This is a genomic window from Glycomyces albidus, assembly GCF_009451885.1.
Lineage (GTDB): Bacteria > Actinomycetota > Actinomycetes > Mycobacteriales > Micromonosporaceae > Glycomyces > Glycomyces albidus.
In genome coordinates, this window is sequence record NZ_WIAO01000014.1 from 75,983 (window position 1) to 92,530 (window position 16,548).

12 protein-coding genes are annotated in these 16,548 nt (G+C 71.8%); 4 read left to right on the forward strand and 8 right to left on the reverse strand.

The features are described 5' to 3' along the window. Positions 1 to 115: 115 nt before the first annotated feature. Together GFD30_RS13095 and GFD30_RS13100 are read left to right on the forward strand one after the other, a co-directional pair. Entirely contained in the window at positions 116 to 1,267 is a 1,152-nt protein-coding gene (locus GFD30_RS13095) for a PQQ-dependent sugar dehydrogenase (RefSeq protein ID WP_153025650.1), read from the forward strand. Then, positions 1,264 to 2,838 (forward strand): metallophosphoesterase family protein, encoded by a 1,575-nt coding sequence (locus tag GFD30_RS13100; RefSeq protein ID WP_153025651.1) that lies wholly within the window; start codon positions 1,264 to 1,266, stop codon positions 2,836 to 2,838. The genes GFD30_RS13095 and GFD30_RS13100 overlap by 4 nt, the downstream gene beginning before the upstream one ends. A 53-nt stretch (positions 2,839 to 2,891) precedes the next feature. Here GFD30_RS13100 and mgtE read toward each other — a convergent pair whose 3' ends face one another. The 6 genes from mgtE to GFD30_RS13130 all read right to left on the reverse strand — a co-directional run bounded on the left by mgtE (position 2,892) and on the right by GFD30_RS13130 (position 11,856). Continuing rightward, the gene (mgtE, locus tag GFD30_RS13105) at positions 2,892 to 4,238 is read right to left on the reverse strand and encodes a magnesium transporter (protein WP_153025652.1); all 1,347 of its coding nucleotides are present in this window, start codon (positions 4,236 to 4,238) and stop codon (positions 2,892 to 2,894) included. A 367-nt stretch (positions 4,239 to 4,605) separates the two neighbouring features. After that, positions 4,606 to 6,093, reverse strand: a complete 1,488-nt coding sequence (gatB, locus tag GFD30_RS13110) for an Asp-tRNA(Asn)/Glu-tRNA(Gln) amidotransferase subunit GatB (RefSeq protein ID WP_153025653.1) — start codon at positions 6,091 to 6,093, stop codon at positions 4,606 to 4,608. A 4-nt stretch (positions 6,094 to 6,097) separates the two neighbouring features. Continuing rightward, positions 6,098 to 7,627, reverse strand: a complete 1,530-nt coding sequence (gene gatA / locus GFD30_RS13115; protein WP_153025654.1) for an Asp-tRNA(Asn)/Glu-tRNA(Gln) amidotransferase subunit GatA — start codon at positions 7,625 to 7,627, stop codon at positions 6,098 to 6,100. A 4-nt stretch (positions 7,628 to 7,631) separates the two neighbouring features. Continuing rightward, complete coding sequence (gene gatC / locus GFD30_RS13120) at positions 7,632 to 7,931, reverse strand: Asp-tRNA(Asn)/Glu-tRNA(Gln) amidotransferase subunit GatC (RefSeq protein ID WP_322633217.1); 300 nt, start codon at positions 7,929 to 7,931, stop codon at positions 7,632 to 7,634. 353 nt (positions 7,932 to 8,284) lie between these two features. Next, positions 8,285 to 10,123: an ABC transporter ATP-binding protein gene (locus GFD30_RS13125; RefSeq protein WP_153025655.1), complete on the reverse strand. Its 1,839-nt coding sequence runs from the start codon at positions 10,121 to 10,123 to the stop codon at positions 8,285 to 8,287. Continuing rightward, the gene (locus tag GFD30_RS13130) at positions 10,120 to 11,856 is read right to left on the reverse strand and encodes an ABC transporter transmembrane domain-containing protein (RefSeq protein WP_194201953.1); all 1,737 of its coding nucleotides are present in this window, start codon (positions 11,854 to 11,856) and stop codon (positions 10,120 to 10,122) included. Before GFD30_RS13130 ends, GFD30_RS13125 begins: the two co-directional genes overlap by 4 nt. 343 nt (positions 11,857 to 12,199) lie before the next feature. Between GFD30_RS13130 and GFD30_RS13135 the strand changes: the two genes are divergently transcribed. Both GFD30_RS13135 and GFD30_RS13140 read left to right on the forward strand, forming a co-directional pair. Then, positions 12,200 to 12,787, forward strand: coding sequence for an alpha/beta fold hydrolase (locus tag GFD30_RS13135; RefSeq protein ID WP_153025657.1), 588 nt, complete (start codon positions 12,200 to 12,202; stop codon positions 12,785 to 12,787). Positions 12,788 to 13,014: 227 nt separating this feature from the next. Further along, a complete protein-coding gene (locus tag GFD30_RS13140) occupies positions 13,015 to 13,893 on the forward strand; it encodes a peptidoglycan-binding protein (protein ID WP_153025658.1) in 879 nt (292 codons plus the stop codon). A 123-nt stretch (positions 13,894 to 14,016) separates the two neighbouring features. Here GFD30_RS13140 and GFD30_RS13145 read toward each other — a convergent pair whose 3' ends face one another. Further along, positions 14,017 to 15,252, reverse strand: a complete 1,236-nt coding sequence (locus tag GFD30_RS13145; RefSeq protein ID WP_194201954.1) for a DNA-binding transcriptional response regulator — start codon at positions 15,250 to 15,252, stop codon at positions 14,017 to 14,019. Positions 15,253 to 15,531: 279 nt separating this feature from the next. Further along, complete coding sequence (erm, locus tag GFD30_RS13150; RefSeq protein WP_153025660.1) at positions 15,532 to 16,329, reverse strand: 23S ribosomal RNA methyltransferase Erm; 798 nt, start codon at positions 16,327 to 16,329, stop codon at positions 15,532 to 15,534. Positions 16,330 to 16,548: the final 219 nt, after the last annotated feature.

Consider the following 16,548-nt stretch of genomic DNA (forward strand, 5'->3'; position numbering starts at 1 on the left):
AATGGAAGCAATCGGTTTCGCCACTCCGGCATAAAACGCCTCCCGATCGGGGACCCCCGGGGCGGTGAAAAGCGGCATCAGTTCCCGGTCACCCCATGCCTATAAGGTTGGGGCCATGCGCAGGTTGCTCTCGGCCGCGGCTGCGGCCGCCGCCGCACTCTCCCTCGCCTCGTGCTCGTTCGGCGAGCCGCCCGAACCGGAGACCGGCCGGCCGCCGAACCTGCCGTCGCCCTCCGACGCGCCCGAGAGCCCGGCCACGTTCATCGACGTCGTCGCCGACGGACTCGACGTGCCGTGGGGCCTCGACTTCCTGCCCGACGGCACCGCCATCGTCGGCGAGCGCAGCGGCCGGATCCTCCGGATCCCCATCGCCGCCGACGGCACCCCCGGCACTCCCGAGGAGCTCCGCACCGTCGACGTGGAGGCCACCGGTGAAGGCGGGCTCCTCGGCCTCGCCGTCTCCCCCGGCTACGCCGAGGACCACTCGGTGTTCGTCTACTACACGACCGGCGAGGACAACCGGATCGCCCGCATCGACACCGCGAGCGACGCCGCGCCCGAACCGATCCTGACCGGAATCCCGGCCGGGCCCGAGCACAACGGCGGCGCCCTCGACTTCGGCCCCGACGGGTTCCTGTACGCCGCCACCGGCGACGCCGGGGACGGGGGCAACTCCCAGGACCCGGAATCCCTGGGCGGCAAGATCCTCCGCATCACCACCGCAGGCGAACCCGCCGAAGGCAACCCGGACGCCGCCTCCCCCGTCTACGCGCTCGGGCTCCGCAACGTCCAGGGCCTCGCCTGGAACGCCGCCGGAGCCCTGTACGCCACCGAGTTCGGCCAGGACGTGGCCGACGAGGTCAACCTCATCGAGCCCGGCGCGAACTACGGCTGGCCCCACTTCGAGGGGCCGGGCACCGACTCGGCGTACCGGGACCCGGTCGTCACCTGGGAGCCCTTCGAGGCCTCCTGCGCCGGCGCGGTCTTCCTCGGGGACTCCCTCGTCACCGCCTGCCTGCGCGGGCAGCGGCTCTGGGTCGTCCAGTTCGACGGGTCCGGCGCACCCGCCGGCGAGCCGCAAGCGGCGATCGTCAGCGAATTCGGTCGACTACGATCGGTCGCGATGGGCCCCGACGGGATGCTGTGGGTGACGACCTCCAACCGCGACGGCCGCTGCGTCGAAGAGCGCGGCTGCACCGCCGACGAGACCGACGACCGCATCATCCGCTTCTCCACCAGCTACGCCGCACAGGGAAGGGTCTTATGAGCGATCAGTCCAGCTCCATGCGCCGCCTCCGCACCGCCGCCCGCCAGTCCGGGCGGCGCGCGAGATCCTTGTGGCGCAAGGCGAGAGCGGGCTGGTCGCGCTTCCGCAGCAGGCCCGGGGCCCGGCGCGCCGCCGTCGTCGCCGCGGTCCTGCTCCTCGGCACCGGCGCCGCCGCGGCCGGCCTGGCGCTCGTCGGCGGCACCGAGGCCGACATCGGGCCGTTCGACACCACCGTGGCCCTCCACCCGGACGTCGGCGGCGAGACCGTCGTGAACATCCCGCCGCTCGGCGACATCGTGTTCGACAGCCACGACGGGCCCGTGGGCCTGAACCTGACGCTCGACTCGGTCGACCCGATCGAGGCGCGGCAGATCATGAACTCTCCCGACGGCTTCACCGTCGCCTCCGAGAACCTCGCCACCGAGGTCACCGACGCCGTCATCCGCGTCGCCGTCGAAGCGCTCGCGATCGTGACCCTGTGCGGGCTCCTCGTCGGCGCCCTCGCGTTCCGCAACATGCGCCGCGCGCTGCTCACCGGGCTCACCTCACTGGCCGTGACCGCGGCGATCTGCGGCTACGCGGCGTCCACCCTGCGCGCCGAGTCCATCTCGCAGCCGCGGTACGAGGGGCTGCTCACCTACGCGCCCAGCGTGGTCGGCAGCGCCGAGGACATCGCCGAGAACTACGAGGAGTACGTCTCCGACCTCCAGCAGATCGTCACCAACATCTCCGGGTTCTACACGCTCGCGATGAACATGCCGCAGGTCGGCATCGAGGACGACTCGATCAAGGTCCTCCACGTCTCCGACCTGCACCTGAACCCGTCCGCATGGCACCTGATGGAGACCGTCGTCGGCCAGTTCGACATCGACGCGGTCGCCGACACCGGCGACATGAACGACTGGGGCTCCGAGCAGGAGGCCGAGATCTTCTCGCAGGGCGTCGAGCAGATCGACGTGCCGTACGTGTTCGTCAAGGGCAACCACGACTCGGCGACGACCGTGGCCGCCCTGGCCGCCTACGACAACGTCGTGGTCCTCGACGGCGAGGTCCGCGAGATCGCCGGGCTCGAGTTCGCCGGGGTCGCCGACCCGCGCTTCACCCCCGACAAGGGCAACCAGCCGACGAGCGAGTACGCCGAGCAGATGCTCGTCGAGTCCGGGGAGCGGCTCGCGGCCGCGATCGAGGAGGCCGGCGGCGCCGACGTCGCCATGGTCCACGAGCCCCCGATGGCCCCGCCCCTCGCCGGGACGGTCCCGCTGGTCCTGGCCGGGCACATGCACGAGCGGTCGGTCTCGGACCTCGGCGACGGCACCATGCTCATGGTCGAGGGCTCCACCGGCGCGGCCGGGCTGCGCGCCTTCACGTCCTCGGACGCGATGAAGATGGAGATGGACATCCTCTACTTCGACCCGGCCACGAAGGCGCTCACCGCGTACGACTCGATCTCGGTCGGCTCCGCCGGCGAGGGCGACGTGACCCTCGACCGGACCGTGATCCCCACCGAGGACCAGGTCGACGGGGGCGAGCTGCAGAGCGGCACCGAGACGACGAGCCCCCAGCAGGACTGAAGCGGGCGGAAAGCCCCCGGCGCGATGCGCGCCGGGGGCTTTCCGCTTGCGGCTCAACCGGTCAGGGCCGGTCCGAGGACCAGGGCCGCGACCGAGAAGTAGATGAGCAGCCCGGTCGCGTCGCACAGCGTCGAGACCATCGGGGCCGAGACCAGGGCCGGGTCGATGCCGACCTTCTTCGCCAGGAGCGGCAGGAGCGAGCCGACGAACGTCGACCAGGTGCAGATGCACAGCAGCGTCACGGCGATGATGAGCCCGATGTCCCAGCCGTAGACGACGCCGACGACCGGGCCGCCGACGGCCGCGAGCATGGCGCCCAGGAGGAAGCCCACGCGCGACTCCCGCCAGGTGATCCGGAACGCGTCGGAGAACCGGACCTCGCCGACGGCCATGGCGCGGATGATCGTCACCGACGCCTGGGAGCCGGAGTTCCCGCCCGTGCCGGTGAGCAGCGAGATGAACACCGCCAGGACCGTGACGTTCGCGAGGTACCCCTCGAAGGCGTTGAGCACCGTCACCGTCAGCGAGGCCGAGACGGCGAGCACGAGGAGCCACATGGCGCGCTTGCGCGCCAGCATGAACACGCCCGCGGACAGGTACGGCCGCTCCAGCGGCTCGGAGGCACCGCCTCGGGCGGCGTCCTCGGTGTCCTCGGCCTCGAGGACCTCCATGGCGTCGTCCCAGGTGATGAGGCCGACGAGCCGGTCCTCGTGGTCCACGACCGGCAGCGCGTTGAGGTTGGCCTCCTGGATGAGGCGCGCGGCCTCCTCCTGGTCGGTGTCGGTGGAGACCTGGTAGTGCTCGCTCGCGATGAGCTCGGCGACGGCGGTGTCCGGGTCGGCGCTGACGAGGTCGGCCAGGGTGACGGTGCCGAGGAGCTTGCGGTGCCCGTCGGTCACCGGCAGCACGTCGAGGTGCCGGGGGCGCTCGCGCAGGTGCCGGATGCGCTCGATCGCCGCGGCGGCGGACATCGACGCGCGCAGCGACACGTAGTCGGGCGTCATGATGCGCCCGGCCGACTCGGGGTCGTACCCGAGGAGCTGGGCGGTCTGGCGCCGGTCGGCGGCGCTCAACTGGGACTGGAACCGGGTCGCGACCTTGGCGGGCATCTCGTCGAAGAGCTTGGCCCGGTCGTCGGCCTCCATGGACTCGAGCAGGTCCCGCACGAAGTCGGACTTGAGTCCGTCGAGCAGCTCCTGCTGGTGGACGGTGTCGAGCTCCTCGAAGACGGCGAGCGCGCGGTCCTTGGGGAGCAGCCGGAACCTGAGCGCCTGCTCCGCGAGGTCCATGCGGGGGAGCTCTTCGGCGAGTTCGACGGTCGAGGTGTCGGCGAGTTCGAGCCGGAGTGCAGCGAGTTCGTCGACCGCTGCGGGCGAAATGGGCTGAATGGTCGTTGCCATGCGTCAGCCACCTCCTAACACGAGGAAAGGGCCGTGCCCCGGCTCGCGAGACTGGCGAGCCGTCGATCAACCCATCGACGCGCAAGAAGAGATGCGCAGGTCAGGCGGCCCTCTCCACGATAAGAGGGCGCGAGGCACGGTGAAGCCGGAAAGGGAAGAACACGTCGGTATCTCGACTGGATCCGGGGTCGTCGCCCATGGCCCTCACCTCCTCGGGTCGCAACTGCACCTGCCGCTTCAGGGTACTCCGCCGCTGTGAAGAACATCGCTCTGTGGGGTTCCCAAAGACTCGCGGCTCACACTGGGACTGAACGGACGGTGAACGCAAAAGGGCCGGATCAGTCGATCCGGCCCCCGCTTCGGTGGACTATCCGAGCTTGTCCAGGATGATCTGGCGGACCGTGCCGGCGTCGGCCTGGCCCTTGGTGGCCTTCATGACCGCGCCGATGAGGACGCCGGCGGCGGCGTGGGTGCCGCCGCGGATCTTGTCGGCGACGGCCGGGTTCGCAGCGATGGCCTCGTCGACGGCGGCTTCGAGCGCGCCGGTGTCGGAGACGACCTCGAGGCCGCGCTTGGCCGCGACGTCGGACGGGGAGCCCTCGCCGGCGAGGACGCCGTCGATGACCTGGCGGGCCAGCTTGTCGTTGAGCCGGCCGTCGTCGACCATGCCCTGGAGCTCGGCGACCTCCGCGGGCGTGATCCGCATGGCGGCGAGCTCCTCGCCGGACTCGTTGGCGCGGCGGGAGAGCTCGCCGAGCCACCACTTGACGGCCGCGGACGGCGTGGCGCCGGCGGCGACGGTGGCCTCGATGAGGTCCACGGCGTCGGCGTTGACGACCGACTGCATCTCCTTGTCCCCCAAGGACCACGCGGCCTGGAGGCGCTCGCGGCGCTTGCGCGGGAGTTCGGGCAGCGAGGCGCGGAGCTCCTCGACCCATTCGCGGGACGGCTCCATGACGGCGAGGTCCGGCTCGGGGAAGTACCGGTAGTCGGTGGCCTCCTCCTTGGAGCGGCCGGGGCTGGTCTCGCCGGTGGTCTCGTGGAAGTGGCGGGTCTCCTGGAAGATCCGCTCGCCGGCGTCGAGGAGCGCCGACTGGCGGCGGACCTCGTAGCGGACGGCGCGTTCGACCGAGCGCAGCGAGTTCACGTTCTTGGTCTCGGTGCGGGTGCCCCACTCCTCGCCGGGCCGGTTCAGCGAGAGGTTGACGTCGCAGCGCAGGGAGCCCTGCTCCATGCGGACGTCGGAGACGCCGAGGGAGCGGACGATGTCGCGCAGCTCGGCGGTGTAGGCGCGGGCGACCTCGGGCGCGAGTGCGCCGGTGCCCGGCACGGGCTTGGTGACGATCTCCACCAGCGGGATGCCGGCGCGGTTGTAGTCCACGAGGGACTCGGTGGCGCCGTGGATGCGGCCGGTGGTGCCGCCGACGTGGAGGGTCTTGCCGGTGTCCTCCTCGAGGTGCACGCGCTCGATCTCGACGCGGTACGCCTTGCCGTCCACGACCACGTCGACGTAGCCGTCTTCGCAGAGCGGCTCCTCGTACTGGCTGGTCTGGAAGTTCTTCGGCATGTCCGGGTAGAAGTAGTTCTTCCGGGCGAAGCGGGTCCACTCGGCGATGCGGCAGTTGAGCGCCAGGCCGATCTTGATGGTGGCCTCGACGGCGGCCTTGTTGGCGACCGGGAGGGCGCCGGGCAGGGCCAGGCAGACCGGGCACACCTGGGTGTTGGGCTCGGCGCCGAAGGCGGTCGAGCAGCCGCAGAACATCTTGGTGTTCGTGTCGAGCTCGATGTGCGTCTCGAGGCCGAGGACGGGCTCGTAGGTCGCGACGGCCTGCTCGAAGGTGTTCAACTTCGTCATGTGCTTACTTCCCACCCTCGTCGAACGAAGTGAAACGTTGTGCGGAGATCTCGGGCGCGGTGTCGGCGAGGAGGACGTCCTGGGTGGACTCCAGTGCGGCCGCGACGCGGTAGGTGATGTCGTCGCCGAGTACGGGGCCCATGACCTGGAGGCCGACGGGCATGCCCTCGGAGAGGCCGACGGGGACGGAGACGCCGGGGCCGCCGTACATGTTCGTCGGGATCGTGTAGAGGTCGGCGAGGTACATCTGGTACGGGTCGCCGGTGCGGGCGCCGAACTCGAACGCGATGAACGGCGTGGTCGGGCTGACGAGGGCGTCGACCTGCTCGAACGCCTTCTCGAAGTCCTGCTTGATGAGCGTGCGGACCTTCTGGGCCTTGCCGTAGAAGGCGTCGACGTACCCGGCGGAGAGGGCGTAGGTGCCGAGGATGATGCGGCGCTTGACCTCCGGGCCGAACCCGGCTTCGCGGGTGAGGCTCATGACCTCTTCGAGGCTCCGCTTGCCGTCGTCGCCGGCGCGGAGGCCGTACCGGACGCCGTCGTAGCGGGCCAGGTTCGAGGAGGCCTCGGACGGGGCGATGAGGTAGTAGGTCGGCAGCGCGTACGCGAAGGACGGGCAGGAGACCTCGACGAGTTCGGCGCCGAGCTTGACGAGCTGCTCGAGGCCGGCCTCGTAGGCGGCGACGACGCCGGGTTCGGCGGCGTCGGCGCCTTCCTTGAACTCCTTGACGACGCCGAGCTTCACGCCGGAGAGGTCGCCGGTGGCGCCGAGGCGCGCGGCCTCGACCACGGGCGGGACGGGCGCGTCGATGGAGGTCGAGTCGCGCGGGTCGTGCCCGGAGATGACCTCGTGGAGCAGCGCGCCGTCGAGGGCGTTGCGGGACACCGGGCCGGGCGTGTCGAGCGAGGAGGAGAAGGCGATGAGCCCGTAGCGGGAGTTGCCGCCGTAGGTGGGTTTGGCGCCGAAGGTGCCGGTGACGGCGCCGGGCTGGCGGATGGAGCCGCCGGTGTCGGTGCCGATGGCGAGCGGGGCCATCTTCGCGGCGACCGCGGCGGCGGAGCCGCCTCCGGAGCCGCCGGGGATGCGGCCGGTGTCCCACGGGTTGACGGTCTTGAAGTAGGCCGAGTACTCGGTGGAGGAGCCCATGGCGAACTCGTCCATGTTCGTCTTGCCGAGGATCGGGAGCTTCGCGGCCTTGATGCGCTCGACGATGGTCGCGTCGTAGGGCGGGATCCAGCCTTCGAGGATCTTGGAGGCGGCGGTGGTCGGCATGCCCTTGGTGACCACGACGTCCTTGACGGCGACGGGGACGCCGGCGAGCGGGCCGAGGGCCTCGCCGCGGGCGACCGCCTCGTCCACTTCGCGGGCGGTGGCGAGCGCGCCGTCGCGGTCGACGTGCAGGAACGCCTTGACGGTGCCGTCGACGGCGTCGATGCGGTCGAGGAACGCGGTGGTGACCTCGACGGAGGTGAGGCGGCCGTCGCGGATGTCGGCGGCGAGCTCGGCGGCGGTCTTGTCGATGATGCGGCTCATGCGCTTATGCCTCCTCGTCGAGGATGCGCGGGACGCGGAAGCGGTCCTCGAAGGTGTCGGGGCCGCCGGCGAGCGCGGCGTCGCGGGGCAGGGACGGCTGGGGCTGGTCTTCCCGGAACACGTTCACCAGCGGCACCGCGTGCGAGGTCGGCTGGACGCCGTCCGTGTCCACTTCGGCGAGCGTCTTCATCGACTGGAGGATGACGTCGAGCTGGCCGGCGAAGGCGTCGAGCTCTTCATCGGTGACCTCGAGGCGGGCGAGCCGCGCCAGGTGCGCGACTTCCTCGCGAGAAATCGTACTCACGACAGGTGTTTCCTAACGGTTACTAGCTGCGGGAAGACCAGTCGAGTCTAGTGCCGTGCGCGGCGGCGGCCCGAGGCGGGCACGGCGCGTGCGGGAGCGCGTCATACCGCGGCGGCCGCCGGGTGCGGCGGCGCAGGCCGGTACTCGTGTCGTCACGGATCGAGCAGGCCGGAATCCACCCCCTAGCCGATTCGAATGTGACGTGATACTCTCTCGGTACTGGTTCGGAACGGGTTTCCTGGTTTCCTTTCTGTTTCCTTGCTAAGAACGAGTCGGTGGGTGTTCCGACTTGTGGTGGTGTTCTCGAGCCAGTGCGGGCCCCGGGCGTTCGTCCGGGGCCCATTTCTTTTGCCCTACAACGGGTTCCCCGCGGACGCAAGATCCTCCTCCCGGTGCTCCGGTTCGCCGTCGTCGGCGTCCGCCCGGTTCTCGGCCCCGCCGTGCCAGGCCCGCCAGAGGGCGGCGTAGTGGCCGTCGAGGGCGATGAGCTCGTCGTGGCTGCCGAGTTCGGCGACGCGGCCGTCCTCGACGACGGCGATGCGGTCGGCGTCGTGGGCGGTGTGGAGCCGGTGGGCGATCGCGATCACGGTGCGGCCCTCCAGGACCGCGGCGAGGGCCCGCTCGGTGTCGCGGGCGGCCCGCGGGTCGAGCATCGCGGTGGCCTCGTCGAGGATCACCACGTCGGGGTCGGCGAGGATGATGCGCGCGAGCGCGATCTGCTGCGCGGAGGCGGCGTCGAGTTCGCGGGCCTTGCCGCCCAGGGCGGTGTCGAGTCCGTCGGGCAGGTCGAAGGCCCAGTCGGCGCCGACGGCGGCGAGCGCGTCGTTCAGTTCCGCGTCCGAGGCGTCGGCTCTGGCCAGGATGAGGTTGTCGCGCAGGGAGGCCGTGAAGACGTGGTGCTCCTGGGTGACGAGGGTGACGCGGCGGCGGCGCTCGTCGAGCGGGAGTGCGGCGACGTCGACGCCGCCGATGGCCGCGCGGCCTTCGCGGGGCGTGTCGGAGCCGGAGATGAGGCGGGCGAGAGTGGACTTGCCGGCGCCGGAGGGTCCGACGACGGCGAGGCGCTGGCCGGCGGGGACGCTGAGGGTGACGCCGTGGAGGACGTCGCGGGTGCCGGAGGGGTAGGCGTAGCGGACGTCGATGAGGTCGACGGTGCCGTCGACGGGCCGCTCGGCGGTGGCGTTCGCTTCGGTGTCCTCGGCTTCGGCGACGCCTTCGATGCGGGACATGGCGGCGAAGCCGCGCTGGACCTTCTCGACCCACATGAGGATGTGGTCGATCGGGAACATGATCTGGCGGGTGAGGACCGCGCAGGAGGCGACGGTGCCGATGGTGACCGCGCCGTCGAAGTAGAGTGCGCCGCCGACCAGGAGCACGGTCGCGGTCGGGAGGGCGTAGGCGCCGTCGAGAAACGGGAAGAACACGCTGCGCAGGAACAGGGTGTAGCGGGCGGCGGCCCAGTGGCGAGCGACGGTGGCGTCGCCGGCGGCGTCGCGGCGGTCGCGGAGGCGGTAGGTCTCGGTGGTGCGGGCGCCGTCGGCGGAGGCGCCGATGGTGTCGCCGATGGCGGATTCGGCCTGGCGTTCGTTGAGGTAGCCGGTGCGGGCGCGCTTGAGGTACCAGCGGGTGCCGATGAACAGGGGCGGGACGACGACGAGCATGCACAGGCCCAGCAGCGGGCTGGCCCAGAGCATGGCGCCGAGGAAGACGATGACCTTGAGGATCGAGACGGTGATCTGCGGGAGGCCGTCGCGGAAGAGCACGCCGGCTTCGGGGACGTCGGCGGAGGAGCGGGTCATGAGGTCGCCGGAGCCGGCCTGTTCGACGACGGGCATCGGCAGGCGGAGGGCGCGGTCGACGAACTCGACGCGCATGCGCGCGGAGAGGCGTTCGCCGAGGCGGTGGGAGACGAAGGTCCCGGCCCAGGTGAAGCCGATGACGGCGGCGATGGAGGCGACGAGGCCGAGGGCGAGCCGGTCGATGGCGCCGGTGCCGGAGCCGGCGGTGAGCCGGTCGAGCATCTCGCCGAGGAGGAGGGGCGCGACCGCGGCGGCGACGGCGGCGACGAGGTGGAGTCCCACGGCGACGGCGGCGCGGCGCTTCTCGGTCAGGAGGAGCCGCAGGAAGGCGCGGCGGACCGCGGGGGTGTCGGCGACGGGGAGCTGCCCGGCGGCGGGGGCGGTGGTGCTCATGCTTCCTCCCGGGAGACGAGTGCGCGGTAGTCGGGGTGCTCGGCGGCGAGCTCGTGGTGGGTGCCGGTGGCGATGACCTTGCCGCCCTGGACGAAGGCGACGCGGTCGGCGCGGCCGAGCCACAAGGGCGAGGTGGTGGCGACCGCGGTGGCGAGGCCGGCGCGGGTCTCGGTGAGGCGGTCGACGATGCGGGCCTCGGTGTGGGAGTCGACCGCGGAGGTCGGCTCGTGGAGCAGGAGCGCTTCGGGGGCGGCGGCGAGGGCGCGGGCGAGCCGCAGGCGCTGCCGCTGGCCGCCGGAGAGGGTGCGGGCCTGGTTGTCGAGTTCGGAGTCGAGGCCGTCGGGGAGGGATTCGACGACGTCGGCGGCGGAGGCGGCTTCGATGGCGGATGCGACTCGGGTCTCGCCGTCGCGGGCGGCGATCGTGGAGGCGAGGGTGCCGGCGAAGAGGTAGGCGTCGTGTTCGGCGACGAGGACGCGGCGGCGCAGTTCGTCGCGGTCGAGCCCCGAGACGGGGACGCCGCCGAAGCGGGCTTCGGATTCGGCGTAGCCGCCGAGGCGGTCGAAGACGCGGGCGACCTGGTCGGAGTCGGCGGAGGCGACGGCGAGGAGTTCGCCGCCTTCGACGGTGAGGCCGGAGTCGGGGTCGTGGAGTTCGGCGCCGGCCGCGGGGCCGGGGAGGGTCTGGGCGGGGGTCTCGCGTTCGGGCGTGTTCAGCAGTTCGCAGACCTTGCCGGCGGCGACGCGGCCTTCGATGATGCGGTAGGTGCATCCGATGAGCCAGTGGACGGGCAGCAGGAGTGCGCTGGTGTAGCCGAACGCGGCGACCATCTGGCCGGGGGTGAGGTCGCCGGCGGCGACCTGTCGGGCGGCGATCCAGATGACGACGCCGAGGAGGACCGCGGGGGTGCCTTCGCCGAGGGCGTTGAGCCACGCCTGCGGTCCGGCGACTTTGAACCCGGCTTCGCGCAGGGCCTCGGAGTCCTTGCGGTAGGAGGCGGTGAAGCGGGCCTCGCCGCCGATGCCGCGCAGGACCCGCAGGCCGGAGACGATGTCGGAGGCGCGGTCGGTGATGTCGCCGACGCGTTCGCGGTAGGCCTCCTGGCGGTCCTGGAGCTTGTTGAGGACCGGGCCGGTGATGAGGCCGACGGCGAAGACGCCGACGAAGATGGTGAGGCCGAGCGCGACCGAGGTGTTGAACAGGAGCACGCCGACGGCGATGAGGCCGATGAGGCACCCGGCGGTGGGCGAGAGGGAGTCGACGGCCCAGGAGATGCGGTTGATGTCGGTGGCGCCGACCGAGACGACCTCGCCGGTGGTGACCTTCTGCCGCAGCTCGTCGCCGAGGCGGTTGACCTTGCGGGTGGCGAGCTGGAGGGTGCGGTAGGACGCGTCCATGCGCCAGTAGACGGTGAGGCGGTGGGACCACACGATCATCCCGGCGGTGGCGAAGCCGGCGAGGACCATGGCGGCGGCCCAGAACGCGAGGGCGCCCCAGTCGCGTTCGCGCAGGCCGTGGTCGACCGCGCCGGTCAGGAAGTACGGGAGGACCGGGAGCGAGCCGAGGGCGAGGCCGGAGGTGATGAGCGCGGCGATCGCGAGGCCCTTGTCGCGGGTGGCGAGCCAGGCGAGGAAGCGCCAGGGGCTCGACGGCGGTTCCTGGGGGTCGCCTCGCGTGCCGTCCGGGCGCAGCGGATCGGGGAGCGGGAATTCGGGAGCGCGGAGGAACCTCACTTGCCGAGCGTAAAGGGAGGGTCCGACAGCGGGCAATCGATTAAGTGGCGATGTGAGCTTTGACCTGGTGTTCCGCCGTGGGCGAACACGATCGGGCCGGCGGGGGCCGCATCGCGGACGTACGCGGACCGATCGGCGCTTTCCGCGCACCGATCCCGTACACTGCTCACGTTTCACATACCCATCGGAAACGCCTTGGGCCGCAGCGCACCGCGACGGCCCGACCCTCTGCAGGCCCGTCACCGCCGACGCGCATCGCACGGCTGTCGCGCTCCAGCCCGGCGCCGTCCGGGCCGGCGGGCGACCGCCTTCCGCCACCGCAACGACCGACTGGAGCGATCTCGTGCCGACGCTGCACTCCGAAGACCTGCTGCGCCAACCGGAGCCGGAGTGGACCGGCGAGCGCTGGGGCGCCGAGGGCCGGCCGGTGCTGCTGCTGACCGAGAGCGGTGACGACCGCTCGGCGTGGTGGCCGGTGGCCGCGCGCCTCGCCGAGGACCTCGCGGTGGCAGTGCTGGACCTGCCCGAGGACGGGCCGATCGGCGACCAGGCCGAGACGCTCGCGCAGTTCGTCGCGAACCTGGGGACGCGGGCGCCGGTGGTCGTCGGGCACGGGCGGGCCGCGATCGTCGCGTCGCTGTTCGCGGCCCGGTATGTGGCGCACGGGGTGGTGAGCGTCGAGCAGGCGCTCGACGGTCCGGGCGGGGACCCGGACGCGGATGCGGCGCTGGCCGAGATCGCGGCCGGGCCGCGGCGGATCGAGTGCCGGTACCTCGCGGTGTTCGGGTCGGCTCCGGCGCCCGGCTACCCGGCGTGGCTGGAGGCGCGGGTCCCGGGCGCGGTGTGCGCGGTCTACGGGACCGGGGACCGGTTCCCGCATCTGAGCGATCCCGAGCGGTTCATCGAGGACGTGAGCGCGCTGGCGGTGTAGGGCCTGCCGCGCCGGCCGAGGCCCGGATCGGACCGTCCGCCCAACGGAGCGAACGGGTCCGGAACCGATTACATGGAGTTTTATTTCATCAGAGTGCTTCTCAACGAAGAAAAACTCCGCTATGGTCTGAATCACCTCGGCTCAGCTTCAACCCCGACCGATCCCCGGTCCGCCCGCGGCGGCCCATCGGCACCGCCGCACCAGGAATTCCGAAGGGACGCAATCGCATGACCCACCAAGACTCGCGGATCCCCCGCTCCCGACGCTGGGTGCTCTCCCGCGCCCTGATGGTCGGCGGCGCGGTGACCGCCGCCGCCGTCCCCTCCGTGTTCGCCCTCCAGTCGGCGAGCGCGGCGACGACGGTCGACATGGAGCTCGTGCTCGTGGCCGCGATGGTCGACCCGCAGAAGTCCGGCACCGGAACCACGCTCAACGCGGCGGCGTCGGTGAAGGCCGTCGAGCAGGCGCTCGACGCCAAGAACTTCCTCGCTGCGTCCTACGTGGACGGTCACTACGGCAGCTCCACGATCGCCGCGTACGCGGCCTGGCAGCGGTCCCTCGGGTACAGCGGCCTCGACGCCAACGGCATCCCCGGTCCCACCTCCTTGACGAAGCTCGGCACCGACACCGGCGTGTTCTCCGTGACCCGCCAGGTCAGCATCGGATCGAACTCGGACTCCTACGGCGGCAGGCGGGTCAACACCCGCACCAGGAACATGCTCGCCGCCGCCGACGCGAAGCTCTCCTGGAGCCTCGCCCTCACGCAGGGCTCCTACACCACCGGGAACCCGAGCTCGGCGGGCACGCACGACGGCGGCGGGGTCGTCGACGTCAGCGTGTCCGGCATGACGGCGACCCAGCGCTGGCAGACCGTCAAGGCCCTCCGCGACGTCGGCTTCGCGGCCTGGCTGCGCACGCCTGAACAGGGCTTCAGCTACCACATCCACGCCAATGCGATCGGCGACACCGACATGGTCGACGTCGCCCGCGCGCAGGTCCACGACTACTTCTACGGCAAGAACGGCCTCGCGAGCCACGCGGCCGACAACACCCCCAGCGCCTACCGGGGCTCGTTCACCTGGTGGGAGCAGTACAAGCGGAGCTGACAGAGCTCGAGAAGGAAAGACCGGCGGGCGGGGCCACACAATGGCCCCGCCCGCCGCTTCGCGTCCGGGACCGTCGGGCGAGCCGGCGGCGCCGCAGCGGCCGGGGCTCGCCTCTGATCGGCGCTAGTCGCCTCTGAGCCGGTCGAGCCAGGTGCCGCCCTGGTTCTGTGCGAGCCGGCTGCGGCGCGTGCCGACGAAGTCGACCACCGCGTCCACCAGTTCCTCGGGGCTGTCGGTGACCTTCGCGGCGCGCGGGTGGACGCTCGGAATCGCTCCGAGATCGCTCGAGTAGATGATCCCTGGAGTCGGTACGCCGGCTTCGACCATGCGGTCGAGGAGGACAATGCCGGCGGTCGCCCCATCGGCTTCGGAACCGCGCCTCATGTCGGTGATGACCAGGTCGTAGGGCTTCTCCTTGAGCGCCAGCACGGCACGGGCTGTGGAGACGACGGCGTCCACGGTGATTCCGGCGGTCCTGAAGAGACGGATGAGCGACTCGTTCCCCTCCGGGTGGTCGTCGACCCAGAGGATCGCGCCGCCGTTGAGGAGGTCGGCCGAGAGTGCGAGGCGGGTGGCCGCGCGGAGGCCGCGCTGGGCGTCGGCCGAGGTGTACGCGGGCGGCTGCTGGTACGGCGGGAGCGGGACGGATCCGGGGTAGGCGCTCTGGTTGTTCGGCAGCGGCGGGGCGTAGTACGTGGTCGGCGGCGGCGCGAACTGGTAGGCCGGGATGTCGGGGTTCGCCGGGCGCGGCTCGGTGAGGGGGCCGGCGGGGTCGTCGTTCGGCTTGGCGCCGTTGGCGTTCGCTCCGGTCGCCGGCTCGTCGGCCGGCGGGGTGTTCGGGGGGCGGAGGGGGGCGGGCTCGGTCTGGACCGGTTCCTCGGAGGTCTCGTCCGCTTCGTCGGCGGTGTCGAGCACCTGCTTCGGCGGCGCGACCCGGGCGGACGCCCCCGTGTCGGTCCCGGCCTGCCGGCCGCCGGGAGCGGCGACGCCGTAGGGCGCAGCACCTCCCGGTGCGGCGCGGTAGGGCTGAGGGCCGCCCGGTGCGACGCCGTACGGCTGGGCGCTGCCCGGTGCGCTCCCGAACTGCGACGGGACGCCGTAGGCCGGCTGCTGGACCGGCGGCGGCGCCTGGAAGGCCGCGTTCCAGTCCGGCAGAGGCGGCTGCGGGCTGCGGTGGGACGCCTCCTCGATGGCCTGCTGTGCGAGTTCGACGGTGACCCAAGGGGTCTCGACCTTGGTCATTCGCGGGGCCTGCTGCGTGAAGATGCGCTTGGCGACGGCCAGCGCGATGAACCCGAAACCGATCCAGAGGAAGGCGGGGAGCACCTTGATCAGCTCGATCCAGATGGCTTCGCTCATGAATGGCTCCAACAGAGGGGGTTCCGGGCCGGGCGATTCAACCTTAATCGGATCGGGCCCGTCCGGTGGATCCGGGTGTGAGCCGCCCATGGTGTGCGGCTCAAGCCGAAACGCGGGAGGCCCCTGGTACGGGAACGGCATAAGGGGGCGCCGACAGCGCAGGAAACGGACGAGCCGGACCGGCCGAGTGCAGCGACCGGTCCGGCGCGCCCGTTCCGCCGCCGGTGAGGACGGCCGGGCCGGCGCGCCCTTGCGCAACCGGTCCGGCTCGCCCTTCCGCTAGCGGGTGAGCGCTTTGTAGAGGGCGATCCAGCGGTCGGGCGGGACGAGGCCGACCGGGGCGTCCTTCGCGATGCCGGCCTCGGCGCAGGCGCGGGCCGCGGCGCGGGCGGGGACGGCCTGGCGCAGGGAGGCCGCGAGGGAGCCGCCGATGCCGGTGAAGCCGAGGGCGACCAGGTCGCGGTAGTCGGCGAGGTCGCGCCGGGGCAGCAGCGGCTCAGGCCGCCGTCGCAGGTGGAGGACGGCCGCGTCGACTTTGGGGACCGGCCGGAACCGGTGGCGGCCGATGCGCATCCCGAGCGCGAGTTCGTGCTCGGGCCAGGCGTCGACGGCGAGTTTGGACCAGCGGCCGTAATCGCCGGTGTGCTTGCGGGCGAACTCGAGCTGGACGACCAGGCTCGCGGTGGTGAGCGAGCGGGCGTCCAGGCACCAGCGGACGATGTCGGTGGTGATCGCGAAGGGCACGTTGGCGACGACGCGGAACGGCTCCCGCGGCGGACGGGCGTCGCGGAAGTCGCCGGTGTGGAGCCGGAAGTGCTCGTGGTGGCCGAAGCGGGAGCGCAGGCGCTCGGCGAAGTGCCGGTCCTTCTCGTAGGCGATCACGCGGCGGGCGCGGTCCAGGAGCGGCCCGGTGAGCATGCCGCCGCCGGGGCCGGCCTCGACGACGAGGTCGTCGGGTCCGACGTCCGCGGCGAGGCGGCGCGCCAGGTGCGCGTCGGCGAGGAAGTTCTGGGACAGGCGCTTGCGGTCGGAGACGCCGCGGGACTCGCGGGCGCGCGGGAACTGGCTGCGGGACATCGGAATCCTCCAGGCGGAGTAGTCGAATCAGGTCGATCGATTCGCCTAGACCGCGCAGCGGCGCAGCGGTGCGTGCAGAAGGCACCGTTCAAGACCGGCGGCAGCCGGGAAGAGAGCGCGTGCGGGGCCTAGGCCGCCGCGCGCAGCCGAATGAAGAAGGTCGGACCGAACGCGGCGCACGCGTTCAACCCCGGTGATCCTGACATGGCGGCCAGGTTA

Coding starts and splice junctions, on each gene's coding strand:
- gatA (WP_153025654.1), bottom strand. CDS start 7,627: ATGAGCCGCATCATCGACAAGACCGCCGCCGAGCTCGCCGCCGACATC.
- GFD30_RS13095 (WP_153025650.1), top strand. CDS start 116: ATGCGCAGGTTGCTCTCGGCCGCGGCTGCGGCCGCCGCCGCACTCTCC.
- GFD30_RS13100 (WP_153025651.1), top strand. CDS start 1,264: ATGAGCGATCAGTCCAGCTCCATGCGCCGCCTCCGCACCGCCGCCCGC.
- mgtE (WP_153025652.1), bottom strand. CDS start 4,238: ATGGCAACGACCATTCAGCCCATTTCGCCCGCAGCGGTCGACGAACTC.
- GFD30_RS13140 (WP_153025658.1), top strand. CDS start 13,015: ATGACCCACCAAGACTCGCGGATCCCCCGCTCCCGACGCTGGGTGCTC.
- erm (WP_153025660.1), bottom strand. CDS start 16,329: ATGTCCCGCAGCCAGTTCCCGCGCGCCCGCGAGTCCCGCGGCGTCTCC.
- GFD30_RS13145 (WP_194201954.1), bottom strand. CDS start 15,252: ATGAGCGAAGCCATCTGGATCGAGCTGATCAAGGTGCTCCCCGCCTTC.
- GFD30_RS13125 (WP_153025655.1), bottom strand. CDS start 10,123: ATGAGCACCACCGCCCCCGCCGCCGGGCAGCTCCCCGTCGCCGACACC.
- gatB (WP_153025653.1), bottom strand. CDS start 6,093: ATGACGAAGTTGAACACCTTCGAGCAGGCCGTCGCGACCTACGAGCCC.